Origin of the sequence: Halomonas organivorans (assembly GCF_014192055.1) — a bacterium.
GTDB lineage: Bacteria > Pseudomonadota > Gammaproteobacteria > Pseudomonadales > Halomonadaceae > Halomonas > Halomonas organivorans.
In genome coordinates this window covers 236,590-249,629 of the sequence record NZ_JACHXM010000002.1, presented here as the reverse complement: position 1 = coordinate 249,629, position 13,040 = coordinate 236,590, and the positions used below count along the sequence as shown (strand labels likewise).

General features: G+C 68.3%; 13 protein-coding genes. 9 read left to right on the top strand and 4 right to left on the bottom strand.

The annotated features are described in order from the left end of the window. Window positions 1-64: 64 nt before the first annotated feature. A complete protein-coding gene (locus FHR96_RS03810; protein ID WP_183386327.1) occupies window positions 65-1,252 on the bottom strand; it encodes an ABC transporter substrate-binding protein in 1,188 nt (395 codons plus the stop codon). Next, window positions 1,239-3,029 (bottom strand): chloride channel protein, encoded by a 1,791-nt coding sequence (locus FHR96_RS03805; RefSeq protein ID WP_343066324.1) that lies wholly within the window; start codon window positions 3,027-3,029, stop codon window positions 1,239-1,241. The genes FHR96_RS03810 and FHR96_RS03805 overlap by 14 nt, the downstream gene beginning before the upstream one ends. A gap of 97 nt (window positions 3,030-3,126) precedes the next feature. Between FHR96_RS03805 and FHR96_RS03800 the strand changes: the two genes are divergently transcribed. After that, window positions 3,127-3,555: a GFA family protein gene (locus FHR96_RS03800; RefSeq protein ID WP_183386326.1), complete on the top strand. Its 429-nt coding sequence runs from the start codon at window positions 3,127-3,129 to the stop codon at window positions 3,553-3,555. A 113-nt stretch (window positions 3,556-3,668) separates the two neighbouring features. Here the strand turns inward: FHR96_RS03800 and FHR96_RS03795 are convergent, their stop codons facing one another. Beyond that, window positions 3,669-4,877: an ammonium transporter gene (locus FHR96_RS03795; RefSeq protein WP_183386325.1), complete on the bottom strand. Its 1,209-nt coding sequence runs from the start codon at window positions 4,875-4,877 to the stop codon at window positions 3,669-3,671. A gap of 257 nt (window positions 4,878-5,134) precedes the next feature. Further along, window positions 5,135-6,532 (bottom strand): aminotransferase-like domain-containing protein, encoded by a 1,398-nt coding sequence (locus FHR96_RS03790; protein WP_183386324.1) that lies wholly within the window; start codon window positions 6,530-6,532, stop codon window positions 5,135-5,137. A 99-nt stretch (window positions 6,533-6,631) separates the two neighbouring features. Between FHR96_RS03790 and FHR96_RS03785 the strand changes: the two genes are divergently transcribed. From FHR96_RS03785 to FHR96_RS03750, 8 genes are all read left to right on the top strand, one after another. After that, on the top strand, window positions 6,632-7,231 hold the full coding sequence (locus FHR96_RS03785; RefSeq protein ID WP_183386323.1) for a LysE family translocator: 600 nt from the start codon (window positions 6,632-6,634) through the stop codon (window positions 7,229-7,231). Between the two features lie 46 nt (window positions 7,232-7,277). Then, window positions 7,278-8,123, top strand: coding sequence for a PhzF family phenazine biosynthesis protein (locus FHR96_RS03780; protein ID WP_183386322.1), 846 nt, complete (start codon window positions 7,278-7,280; stop codon window positions 8,121-8,123). 127 nt (window positions 8,124-8,250) lie between these two features. Further along, window positions 8,251-9,522 (top strand): RNA polymerase sigma factor, encoded by a 1,272-nt coding sequence (locus FHR96_RS03775; RefSeq protein WP_183386321.1) that lies wholly within the window; start codon window positions 8,251-8,253, stop codon window positions 9,520-9,522. Then, entirely contained in the window at window positions 9,503-9,919 is a 417-nt protein-coding gene (locus FHR96_RS03770; RefSeq protein ID WP_183386320.1) for a cupin domain-containing protein, read from the top strand. The genes FHR96_RS03775 and FHR96_RS03770 overlap by 20 nt, the downstream gene beginning before the upstream one ends. 264 nt (window positions 9,920-10,183) lie before the next feature. After that, on the top strand, window positions 10,184-11,005 hold the full coding sequence (locus tag FHR96_RS03765) for a YciI family protein (RefSeq protein ID WP_183386319.1): 822 nt from the start codon (window positions 10,184-10,186) through the stop codon (window positions 11,003-11,005). Between the two features lie 49 nt (window positions 11,006-11,054). Next, window positions 11,055-11,432, top strand: a complete 378-nt coding sequence (locus FHR96_RS03760) for a YciI family protein (RefSeq protein ID WP_183386318.1) — start codon at window positions 11,055-11,057, stop codon at window positions 11,430-11,432. Then, window positions 11,429-11,782 (top strand): DUF1428 domain-containing protein, encoded by a 354-nt coding sequence (locus tag FHR96_RS03755; RefSeq protein ID WP_183386317.1) that lies wholly within the window; start codon window positions 11,429-11,431, stop codon window positions 11,780-11,782. Before FHR96_RS03760 ends, FHR96_RS03755 begins: the two co-directional genes overlap by 4 nt. 113 nt (window positions 11,783-11,895) lie before the next feature. Continuing rightward, window positions 11,896-12,372 carry a VOC family protein gene (locus FHR96_RS03750; RefSeq protein ID WP_183386316.1) on the top strand — a complete coding sequence of 159 codons (477 nt, stop codon included), beginning with the start codon at window positions 11,896-11,898 and terminating at the stop codon, window positions 12,370-12,372. Window positions 12,373-13,040 lie beyond the last annotated feature (668 nt).

Here is a 13,040-nt window from a genome sequence, read left to right as displayed (position 1 = left end):
CCGGCAGATATCCCGCGTCCCGACACCGCCGTCATGACCGAGGCGATGCCCCTGTGGCATCGCCTCACTCGTCTGAGGGCTCGGCCTCGGTGGGCTCGGCTTCGGTGGGCTCGGTAGGCTCGGGAAACAGCGCGGCGCGAAAGTAGTCGCCGATCCGATCATGGGTTTTCGCATACCAGGCCTCGTCCTTGGTAATCGCGCCCTCGGCGTTGAGCGGGTGGGTGGGGATGTGCAGGCGCATGTCGATGCCGCTGTCGGCGTGGGTGGTGATGCGCTCGGTCGCGCTGTGCCGTGACGGGCCGTAGGGAATGTAGCGGGTCAGCGCGGCCTGGCGCTCGGTGGAGGTGGCGAAGCGGATGAAACGGCGCGCCGTCTCGGCATGCCGGGCGTGGCGTGGAATCGCCCACACCTCGTGCTCCTGGACCTGGCCGTCCCAGAGGATGGCGATGGGGGCGTCGCGGTTGACCATGGCGTCGAAGAAGCGCCCGTTGTAGCCCGAGGCCATCACCACCTCGCCGTCGATCAACAGCTCCGGGGGCGTGCTGCCGGTTTCCCACCAGCGCAGGTCCTCGAGGCCGGCCAGCCGCGACAGGGCCAGCGACAGGCCTCTGCGGGTGCTGAGCAGCCGGTACAGCTCCTCCCGGGGTACGCCATAGGAGAGCAGTGCCCACTCCAGGTTGACCGAGGGGGTGCGCTGCAGTGCCCGAGGGCCGGGGAAGCGGCGCTGGTCGAAGAGGTCGGCGATCTCGGTGGGCCGTCGGCCCGGGAAGGCATCGGTACGATAGGCAATCACCGTGGCGAACACCGAGTGGGTAATGCTGCAGGGCCCGAAGGCGCCCTTGATGAAGTCGCGATCGGCGGATGTGCCGTCCGGCGCCGGAGCGACGATATCCGGCGATAGTGGCTCGAGCAGCCCCTCTGCGCAGGCGGCCATGGCCTCGCTGCGGGTCATGTCGATCACGTCCCAGGGCGCCTGCTCCTGCTGTACCGCGCGACGCAGCGCCGCCAGTCCGCCGTCGTAACGCTCTACCTCGACCGGAACCCCGGTGGCTTCGGTGAAAGGAGCGAACAGGGCGCGGCGCTGGGCGCGCTCGTAGGAGCCGCCCCAGCTCAGCACCGTCAGCGGCTCGGCCCCGGGTGCGGCGTGCGGGGAGCTCTGGGCCGAGGTCGTCGCGCTTGCCAGCGGCGCCAGCAGCGTCAGCGATAACACGAGCCGGGCGAGGGCGCCCGTGGATCGTCTAGCCGGTGCCATGTTCCTCCCGCCTGAGTTCATCGCTGTAGCGCAGGAAGGCTCGGGCGATGCTGGCCTCGAAGACCACCCCGTGGAAGACGTGGTGCTCGTCGACCACGGCGATGGCTTCGCCGGTCACTTCCTGCAGATGGCGCATGGCCATCCACACCGAGGTCTCCGGCCCCAGCACCGGGCGCGGCGTGGTGGGGCAATCGGCAATCGGTGTCGTCCCTTGGCCGGCTTCGCGCATTACCTCCAGGCTGGCCAGGGTGAGGCTGCCCCGGTAGTGCCCCTGTCCGTCAACCAGATAGGCTTCGCCATGGCCCGCCTGGCCCAGCGCCTTGATGGCCGCGTCGACGGACGTCTCGGGCCGCAGGGTCACGCCCTCCTGGCTCAGCAGGTCGCCGAGCCGGGCCGCCTCGAGCACCGCCCGACTGCGTCCCGAGGAGAGGTCGAGACCCCGTGCCGTCAGTTGGATATCGAACAGCGAGCGGCCGAACAATTGAGCGGCGATGGGGCTCGCCAGGGTCACGCTGGCCAGCGCCGCGGTGGTCAGGGCGTAGCTGCCGGTGAGCTCGAAGACGATCAGCAGACTGGTCAGGGGCGCGCCGATCACCGGCGCGGTGACCGCCACCATCCCGCAGATGGCATAGAAGACGAAGGTGTCCTGGGCGCCGCCGACCAAGGCCACCAGGGTGCCGCACAGGGCACCGAACAGGGTGCCGATCACCAGTGCCGGGCTGAACACCCCGCCGCCGAATCCCATCCCCAGGCACAGTGCCGTGGCGGCGAGCTTGAGTACCATCACCACCACCAGCTCGGTGCCCCCGAAGGCCCCGGCGATGGTGGCGAAGCGTAGCGTCTCCTGGCCCATGCCGAGGATGTCGGGCACCCACAGTGCCGTCACGCCCAGCAGCGCGCCTGCCAAGGCCGGGCGCAGCGGTGTGGCCAGTGGCAGGCGCTGGGCCAGTCGGCCGACGCCGAGAATGGCGTGCATGTAGCCGCCGGCCACCAGTGCGCCCAGCCCACCGATGGCCAGGAACACGGCGAACTCCCAGGGGCGAGGGATGGCCAGGTCGACCACGTGGAACAGCGCGCCGCGCTCCAGCACCTCGCCGGCGATCACATGGCCTACCAGCGCGGCGGCGGCCACCGGGGCGAAGGCGCGCAGGGCATAGTGGCGTAGCACGACCTCATGGGCGAAGACGATGCCGGCCAGCGGGGCATTGAAGGCGGTGGCGATGGCCGCCGCTACCCCGCAGGCGATGGTGATGTTGTCCTCGGAGCGCCCCAGCCGCAGCAGTCGAGCCCCCGCCGAGCCGAGGCTCGCGCCCATGTGCACCAGCGGACCGTACTGACCCACCGAGGCGCCGGCACCCAGCGACACCAGGCCTGAGAGGGCGGAGAGCGCCCCGGCCCGGGGCGGCAGTCGCCCGCGCCGGGTCTGTACGGCGGCGATGGCATCTGCGGGGGTGTGAGGGCGTCCCTCGGGAATGGCGCGGTGTAGCTGGCCGACCACCAGGCCGCCCAGGGTCGGCACGAGTACCGTGGCCACGGCCAGCCACTCGGGGTGGGCGAACATCATGCGTCCGCGGGGCGACACCAGCAGCAGGTCGTTGAGCCACAGCACTGCACTGACGAAGCCGACGGCGGCCAAAGCCGCCAGACCGCCGGTCACGCCGCCGAGCGCCACCAGTCCCAGAAAACGCAGCACGCCCCGTGCCCCGCGGCCCTCGACTTTCCCTGTATCCGGCATGGTCATGTAGAAGGTGTAGGTGCTGGGCGACCTGAGGTCCACTGGCGACTTCTCACGGACGCGGCGTGAGGCGGTTCGACGACAGGCCGCGCACTACACTTAATGGGCCAGGCAACCCGTTGACGCAGAGAGGTGGGCAATGAGCGAGCGCTATCAAGGCGGCTGCTTCTGTGGGGCCGTTCAGGTGGAGGTGGTGGGCAAGCCGGAGGCCATGGGGTATTGCCACTGTGACTCCTGCCGGCACTGGTCGGCTGGCCCGGTGAATGCCTTTACCCTCTGGAAACCCGATGCGGTGCGAATCACCCAGGGGGAAGAGGCGTTGGAGAGCTTCGAGAAGACCCCCGCCAGTCGGCGTCGCTGGTGTCGGCGCTGCGGCGGGCACGTGCTGACCGAGCACCCGGGCATGGGGCTGGTCGATGTCTACGCGGCGCTGCTGCCCGACCTGGCCTTCGCGCCCCAACTGCACGTGCACTATCAGGAAGCGGTGCTGCGCATTCCCGATGGCTTGCCAAAGATGAAGGACGTTCCGGCGGAGCTGGGCGGCTCCGGGGAGGTGCTGGAGGAGTAGAGAGAGAAGAGGGAAGAATGGCGAGTGGAAAGGTGCGAGAAGCAAAACGTGGGGGAGAGGAGGCGTCATGGGCGGGGCCCGACGGGCCCCGCGTCGTCTCTGATCGAGGCGGTTCAATCCATCGAGGTGGCGCCGATGTGGTGGATGCTCAGGTCGGCGCCGTTGAACTCCTCTTCCTGGCTGAGGCGCAGGCCGGAGATCTTGGCGACCAGGCCGTAGACCACCAGGGCGCCGATGACCGCGACGAGCACGCCGGCCAGGGAGCCGATGAGCTGTGCCATCAGGCTGACGCCACCGAGGCCGCCCAGGCACGCCTGGCCGAAGATGCCGGCGGCGATGCCGCCCCATACGCCGCACACGCCGTGCAGCGGCCATACGCCCAGCACGTCGTCGAGGCGAACGATGCGCTCCTGGGCCCACTCGAAGAGCCACACGAACAGGGCACCTGCCACGCCGCCGGTGATCAGTGCACCGATGGGGTGCATCAAGTCGGAGCCTGCGCACACCGCCACCAGGCCGGCCAGTGGACCGTTATGGATGAAGCCCGGGTCCTTCTTGCCCAGCACCATGGCGACCAGGATGCCGCCGACCATGGCCATCAGGCTGTTGACCGCCACCAGGCCGCTGATGCTGTCCAGCGTCTGGGCGGACATGACGTTGAAGCCGAACCAGCCGATGGTCAGGATCCAGGCGCCCAGCGACAGGAAGGGGATGTTGGAGGGCGCGAAGGCCACGACCTTGCCGCCGCGGTAGCGGCCGTGGCGGGCGCCCAGCAGCAGCAGCGCCACCAGTGCCACCCAGCCGCCGAAGGCGTGCACCACCACCGAGCCGGCAAAGTCGTGGAAGCCGGCGCCGAACGTAGCGGCCAGCCAGTCCTGCAGGCCATAGTTGCCGTTCCACACGATGCCCTCGAAGAAGGGATAGACCAGGCCCACGATCGAGCCGGCGGCGATCAGCATCGGGTAGAAGCGGGCGCGCTCGGCGATGCCCCCGGAAACGATGGCCGGGATCGCCGCGGCAAAGGTCATCAGGAAGAAGAACTTCACCAGTGCATAGCCGTTGCCGGCGGTCAGCTGGTCGGCGCCGGCGAAGAAGTGGGTGCCGTAGGCGATGTAGTAGCCGACGAAGAAGTAGACCAGGGCCGAGACGCCGAAGTCGGTCATGATCTTGACCAGGGCGTTGACCTGGTTCTTGTGGCGCACCGTGCCCACCTCGAGGAAGGCGAAGCCGGCGTGCATGGCCAGCACCATGATGGCGCCGATCAGGATGAACAGCGTGTTGGCGCTCTGGGTCAGGGTCTCGACGGCACTGGTGATATCCACGGGAATGATCTCTCCTGATGCATGAAGGGTTCACAAGATTCACCGGAGAGATGCAAGTCGTGTTCCATCCTGGCGCATCCTCCGACAGGACAGCATGTTCCCGGCACCGAAGTAGCGCGTGCCGATGTCGCCAGGCCATGTTTGCACCGTCGTGGTGCCCAGGGGGCTTGCTGTGCACGTTTGGGGTGAATTCCCGACCGTGCACGTGTTGTTGGCCCGGTCGTCAACTGCCCGGGGCGGCAGGCGTCCCACGAGCGCTATAAGGTCTGCCAGGGCGACGAGGGCGGCTCGCATAACAGTTCGTCAACGATCGTCAGCGCTCGAGCGAGGGTCTCGCGGGTCTCTGCCGGCCCCAGGCATAGCCGTACGGCCTGCGGGGCAGGCTCGCTGCCCATGCAGAAGGGTTCGGGGGTGGACACCTTGACGCCTCGCCGGGCGAGCAGCGCCTGCACCTCGCTGCTGCGCCGTCCTGACGGCAGCGGTAGCCAGATCAGCGACGAGCCCTCGCGGCACAGCGGCCCGTAGGCGGCCAGGCGTTCCAGCGCCAGGCGGCGGCGGGCGGCGAGCTCGTCGATCTGCCAGCGCAGCAGTTCGCGGCTGTCCGGGTCCTCCATCCAGCGACAGGCGGCCTCCACCATCAGCGGCGGCACCATCCAGCTCTGGGAGCGCAGGGCCGAGCAGAGGCGTTCCTGCAACTGCTCCGGCACCGTCAGGCTGCCGATGCGCAGCCCGCCGGCCAGCACCTTGGAGGTGCTGAAGATATGCAGGGTGCGCTCCGGGGCCAGGTCGATCAGCGGCGTGCCGCGCTCGGCCTCTGGCAGGTACTGCACGGCATCCTCGATCAGCCAGATATCGTGCTCGCGGGCTAGTGCCACCAGGCGCTCGCGGCGGGCCTCGCTGAGCCGCGCACCGGTGGGGTTGTTGAGGTCCGGGGTGGTGTAGAGCAGGCGCGGCGGCTGGCGGGCGCACAGCCGGGCCAGCGCCGCGACGTCCAGGCCGTCGGCATCCATCGGTACCGCCATCGGGCGCAGGTGGGCCTGCTGGGCGGCACACACGAAGCCGGGATAGGTGAGGGCATCGGCGGCCACCAGGTCGCCCGGCTGGGCGAGGGCGTGCGCCACCAGGTGGATACCGTGCTGGCCGCCCTGGGTGATCAGCAGGCGCGAGGGATCGTCGGGCAGGCCGAGGCTGCCCTGCCAGGCGGCAATGCGTGCCCGCTGGGTCTCGCTGCCCGCTTCGTGCTGATACTCGGTGGCGTCCTGCAGGGCCTCGGGGGAGGCGGTGATGCCCTCGAGCGCGCGCTTGAGGCCCAGCGCGCGCAGCGGATGGGGCGGCGGCAGGCTCATGCTGATGTCGATGACGCCGTCGCCCGCCGGCTGGCCGGCACGGAAGAAGGGCACCGGTTCATCCTCGGCCGCCCGGCGCACGTAGGTACCGCTGCCGACCCGGGATTCAACCCAGCCGTGGCGCTGGGCCTCGGCATAGGCGCGAGTGATGGTGCCGACCGTGACGCCCAGGCGATCGGCCAGCTGGCGCTGGGGTGGCAGCTTCTCGCCCGGGCTGAGGTCGCCGCGGCCGATCGCCTCGGCCATGGCCTCGGCGATGCGCCGATAGCGCGGGCCGCCGTCGGCGAGGGTCGGAGTCCAGATTGTCATGGTGACAATAAAACCTTTGACGCCAATATTGTGCCCATTATGCTCAGAAAAGCCGGCATGAATACACCCATTCACCAAAATTGTAGGGGTACAATTTCGATGGACACCCTGGCCGCCTTCGGGCCCGCGTCGCTGTTCATGATCTCCATGACCATCACGCCCGGCCCCAACAACGTGATGCTCACCGCCTCCGGGGCCAACTACGGCTTCCGGCGCACCCTGCCGCACTTGCTGGGCATCATGGGCGGCTGCTTCGTGCTGTTTTCGGCGGTGGCGCTGGGCCTGGGCATGGTCTTCGAGCGTTTCCCGCTGGTGCAGACCTTGCTGCGTGTGGTCGGCAGCCTGTACCTGCTGTACCTGGCCTGGGGCATCGCCACCGCGCCGCCGCCGCGCTTCGGCGACGCCGAGGGTCGGCCGCTGCGCTTCTGGCAGGCGGCGGCCTTCCAGTTCGCCAATCCCAAGGCCTGGGTGATGGGCCTGACGCTGATGGCGAGCTTCCTGCCCGAGGGCGGTAACACCGTCGTCAACGCCCTGGTGCTGGCCGCGGTGGCTGAGCTGGTGGCGCTGCCCTGCATCTCGCTGTGGGCGGGGTTCGGCATGGCCATCGGCCGCTGGCTCAAGGGACCGCGTGCCTGGCGGGTGTTCAACGGCACCATGGGCGCGCTCACCGCCGCCTGCGTGATCTTCATCCTCGGCTGAGGGCAGTGCCTCGAAGCCCGTCATGGACACACACTCGGAGGGCGACATGAACGCCAAGCTGGTGGACGTATTCAGCGCCGAGCGGTTCAGCGGCAACGGTCTGACGATCTTTTCCGAGGCCGAGGGCCTGTCGACGGCGGAAATGCAGGCCCTGACCCGCGAGATGCGTCAGTTCGAGTCGATCTTCGTGTGGCGCGAGGGGGATGCCTTCGCGGCGAGGATCTTCACCCTCGAGGAGGAGCTCGACTTCGCCGGACACCCGTTGCTGGGCCTGGCCTATTACTTGCACCAGGCGTTCGGCGACGGTGATCGCCACGAGTGGCGAGTCCGGCTCGGCCGACGCACGGTCGAGCTGGCCAGCGCCTGGCAAGACGGCCGATTCACTGCGACCATGGTCCAGGGACGTCCGGCGTTCATCAAGACGTTGACGCATGACGAAGTCGGTGCGTTTCACGAGGCCCTTGGCCTGGCGCCCGACAGGCGGCGCCGTTACCCGGCTGAGGTGGTCTCCACCGGCTTGCCCTACCTGATCCTGCCGGTGGTCGGCGGCCTGGAGCGGATCGCCTTTCAGGTCGCCGACCTGTCGCCGCTGCTCGAGGCCCACGGTGCCAAGTTCGTCTATGTGCTCGACGTGGAACGCTTCGAGGGCCGCACCTGGGACAACGCCGGGCGGGTCGAGGATGTGGCCACCGGCAGCGCTGCCGGGCCCGCCGCGGCCTACCTGCACAAGCACGGTCTGGCGCTTGGCACGTCCCTGTCGATCGCCCAGGGGCGCTTCACGGGCCGGCCGAGCCGCATCGCGGTGGAGCTGGTCATCGAGGGCCTGGAACTCGCCGACGTGCGCGTCAGTGGTGACGTGGTCGAGGTGGCCGATATCACTTTCGTCGAGTGACCCCACGGGGCCTCCAGCGGCTATGCTGGAGGCTGGCGCCACAGATGTCATGCGGTCGGCAAGCGGGCTTGCCGCGACCTCGACCCAGGGCGCCGTGCCAGGGAACGGCCCCGGGAGCGCTATCGCCATGCAGGTCCAGGTCTCCATCGACTCTCTCTATCGTCGCCACGCCCCGCGCGTGCTGGCGACGCTGATTCGCCGCCTCGGCGACTTCGATGCCGCCGAGGAGGCCATGCACGATGCCTTTGCCGCGGCGGTGTCCCGCTGGCCGGAAGAGGGCGTGCCCGATGCCCCGGTGGCCTGGCTGATCCGGGTCGGCCATCGTCGCGGCATCGACCAGATCCGGCGCCGGCAGACGGCCCGCCAGCATGCCCACCTGCTGATGCCCGATGAGGGCGAGGCGGAGGAAGCCCGTGACATCGAGGACGATCCCCTGCGGCTGCTGTTTACCTGCTGCCATCCGGCGCTGTCCATGTCCGACCGCCTGGCACTGACCCTGCGCGAGATGGCCGGACTGACCACCGAGCAGGTCGCCAGTGCGCTGCTGCAGCGCCCGGCCTCGCTGGCCCAGCGAATCGTTCGCGCCAAGCGCCGGCTGCGCAACGCCGGCATTCCCTACGAGGTGCCCGATGCCGCCGAGCTGCCGACGCGGCTGCCTGGCGTTCTGGGAGTGATCTACCTGATCTTCAACGAAGGCTATTCCTCCAGCGACGGCGAGCGGATCGTCGACGTTCGGCTCGCCGACGAGGCGATCCGCCTGGGTGAGGCCCTGGCTCGGCTGTTGCCCCAGGGCGAGGTGTTCGGCCTGCTGGCCCTGATGCATCTCCATCATGCTCGCCGCGGGGCGCGCCAGGACGCGCGAGGCGAGCTGGTACCGCTGGAAGAACAGGATCGGCGCCGCTGGGACGCTCGGCAGACCCAGGCCGGGCTGGCCTGGCTGGAGCGGGCCCTGGCGCTGACGCCCACGGCCCCCTATACCCTTCAGGCTTCCATCGCCGCCGTGCATGCCCAGGCGGAAAGCGCCGAGGCCACCGACTGGCGGCGCATCGTGATGCTCTACGGCGCCTTGCAGCAGCGCCAGCCCTCGCCGGTCATCGAGCTGAATCGCGCGGTGGCCGTGGCGATGCACGACTCGCCAGAGGCCGGACTGGCACTGCTCGAGGCGCTGGCCGAGCACCATCAACTGGTCGACTACCACCTCTTTCACGCCGCCCGGGCCGACCTGCATCGACGTGCCGGTCATCGCGAGGCGGCTCGCCATGCCTACGAGCGGGCCCTGGCGCTGACCGTGCAGCAACCCGAGAGACGTTTCCTGGCCCGCCGTCTGGCGGAGCTGGAGGCCGGCGACGGGCCTCCGCGATCAACCGAGGAGAATAGCCATGTCGTCGACACCCCGTAAGCCCGTCCATCTCGCCCCGGGCGAGGGGCGTGCCTACCCGATGGGGAACATCTCCGCGCTGTTCAAGGCCGACGGGGCCGATACCGCGGGACGCTATTCCATCTCGGAGTGGTGGCTGGAGCCCCATACCCGAGGTCCGGGGGCTCACTCGCACGACGAGGATGACGTCTTCTACGTACTGGAAGGCACCATGAGCTTCCTTGTCGGAGAGGCCTGGATAGAAGCGCCGAAGGGATCGTTCGTGCTGGCGCCGGGCGGGGTCACTCACGACTTCGAGAATCGGGGCGCGGTACGGGCCGGGGTGCTGAACCTCTCTGTGCCGGGCGATTTCGAGCGGCACATGCCGGAGATCGCGGCCTGGTTCGCGGCGCATCCCCCGGGGGATACCCGCGGCTGAAGTCGCGTGGTCACGCTGATGGCGTCTACCGGTACCACCAGGCCCGCTTGGCTCGTGCGCGGCCTGGTGGCACACCATGTCTGCATGTGCCCGTCATCGTCGGCGTTGCATGATCCGGCGGAATCAAGGGGGCGAAAATTTTTTTCCCAGCCTGTCGATTCGTCTCTTCCTCGCGCGACTCCTTGATATCCCCACAGGGAAAGCGCTGGAGGATGTCGCGAGCGAAACGATCCGTCGGCCTTTCCCACAGACAGGAGCGATGCCATGCGATACATGCTGATGCGCAAGGCCGATGCGGCCACCGAGGAGGGCGTGTTGCCCAGCCAGGAACTGCTGCAGGCCATGGGAGACTACAACGAGCGCATGATCCGTGCCGGGGTCTTCGTCACCGGCGACGGCCTGCGCCCCAGTCGGGAGGGCTGCCGGATCGAATTTCGCGGCGGCGAGCCGCACATCGTCCAGGGGCCCTTCGCGGCCACCGAGGAGCTGCTGGCGGGCTACAGCGTGCTCGAGGTCGATTCCCTGGAGGACGCCATCGAGTGGGCCAAGGACTGGCCGCGGGAGGATGGCGAGGGTCACGTCACCCTGGAGCTGCGCCGCTACTTCACCATGCAGGACTTCGAGCCCGGCGCCGGGCTGGAGCGGCACGTCGCCCAGGCCAGGCTGCCCCGGGGGCTTCAGGTGCATCTCACTTTCCCGGGCAACTGCCGCGAGGCGATGGCCTTTTACGCCGAGGTCACCGGTGGCCACCTGGAAGCGATGCTGGCCTTCGGCGAGACGCCGGCGGCAGCGGAGGTGCCGGCCGAATGGCACGATCGGATCGCCCACGCCTCGCTCAATGTCCGCGGCCATCGCCTGATGGGCGCCGACATGATGGGCGACTGCTACCAGGCACCCCAGGGGGCCCAGGTGTTCCTCGACTACGAGGATGTCGAGCAGGCAGCGGAGGTGTTCCGGCGCCTGGCCGAGGGCGGCCAGGTGCAGATGCCCTTCGAGGCCACCTTCTGGGCCAAGGGCTTTGGCATGGCGACCGACCGCTTCGGCGTGCACTGGATGGTTTCCACGCCCGGCGAGCAGTGTCCGTGAGGCTACGGCACCCATCACCCCATCGTGTCGACGACACAAGGAGGAAGGCATGCAGTACGTCGCCTTGGTGTACTACCAGGAGCAGTTGATCGAGGCCATGTCCGAGCGCGAGTGGCACGACCTCAACCAGGAATGCCTGGGCTGTGTCGAGCGCCTGACCGAACAGGGCCATTTCATCACCGGGCGGGCGTTGCAGCCGGTGGAGAGCGCCACCAGCGTGCGCCGACGCGACGGCGAGACGCTGGTCTCCGACGGCCCCTTTGCCGAGACCAAGGAGCAGCTGGCCGGCTTCTACCTGCTCGAGGCCCGTGACCTCAACGAGGCGCTGCGCCTGGCCGGGGGCATTCCCCCGGCGCGGTTGGGCACCATCGAGGTGCGCCCGGTGCGCGAGCTGCCCCCCAAAGACGAGACGGGAGAGACATCATGAACTATGTGGATGGTTTCGTGGCTGCCGTGCCCACCGCCAACCGGCAGGCCTTCATCGAGCACGCCAGGAAAGCGGCGGTGGTGTTCAAGGAGTATGGGGCGCTCAAGGTGGTGGAGTGCTGGGGCGATGACGTGCCGGAGGGCGAGGTGACTTCCTTCACCATGGCGGTGCAGCGCAAGCCCGATGAGAGCGTGATCTTTTCCTGGCTGGTCTGGCCGTCTCGGGAGATACGCGACCAGGCCATGGCCCGGATCATGGAGGACTCGCGCCTGTCGCCAGAGGCCAATCCCATGCCCTTCGACGGCAAGCGGCTGATTTATGGGGGCTTCGAGATGGTGATCGACGATTAGGTGAGGACATCGACGCATGATGCCGGCCGGGGCGAATTGCCGGCCGGTGTCTTTCGAGTTGCTTTTGTTTCCACGATGCAGTGGCAGGCGGGTGCCTGCCGGGAGGATGCGATATGCACCGGATCACGCCTTTCCTGTGGTTCGATGGCCAGGTGGAAGAGGCTGCCCGCTTCTACGCCTCGGTATTCCCCGATTCCCGCATCGAGCGGGTGGTGCACTCGCCGGTCGACACCCCGAGCGTGCCGGCCGGCGAGGTGCTGCTGGTGGAGTTCGTCCTCGACGGGGCGCGTTACCTGGCCATGAACGGCGGGCCCGGCATGCCCTTCACCGAGGCGATCTCGCTGCACATCGACTGCGCCGACCAGGCCGAGGTGGATTACTACTGGAATGCCCTGAGCGAGGGCGGTCGCCCCATCCAGTGCGGCTGGCTCCAGGATCGCTGGGGGCTGCGCTGGCAGGTGGTGCCCGTGCGCATGCACGAGCTGATGCGCGACTCCGATCCCGGCCGGGCGCGGCGTGCCATGGAAGCGATGATGCAGATGGAGAAGTTCGTCATCGCCGACCTGGAGCGCGCCGCGGACGGCGGGTGAGGGCAGGGCGCCTGGCGGCGCCATTCGCCGATGCGTCGAGCGGATCTGAAGATCGCTACCGCAGGGTTTGGGGCAATTGCCTGTCTGGATGCCTCATCTTTCGCGATCTAAAGATCGCTCCCACGAAGAGCGCCCCTCAGCGGATCAGAGCGATTGAGCCGGTTTTCGTGGGAGCGCAGCTTGCTGCGCGAATGGCGCCGTCAGGCGCCGATGCGTCGAGCGGATCTGAAGATCGCTACCGCAGGGTTTGGGGCAATTGCCTGTCTGGGTGCCCCCACCTTTCGCGATCCAAAGATCGCTCCCATGAAGATCACCCCTTGGCGGAGCAGAGCCATTAAGCCGGTTGTCGTGGGAGCGCAGCTTGCTGCGCGAATGGCGCCACTCGCCGATGCGTCGAGCGGATCTGAAGATCGCTACCGCAGAGTCTGGGGCAATTGCCTGTCTGGGTGCCCACACCTTTCGCGATCTAAAGATCGCTCCCACGAAGAGCGCCCCTCAGCGGATCAGAGCGATTGAGCCGGTTGTCGTGGGAGCGCAGCTTGCTGCGCGAGTGGCGCCGTCAGGCGCCGATGCGTCGAGCGGATCTGAAGATCGCTACCGCAGGGTTTGGGGAAATTGCCTGTCTGGGTGCTCCCATCTTTCGCGATAAAGATCGCTCCCATGAGAGC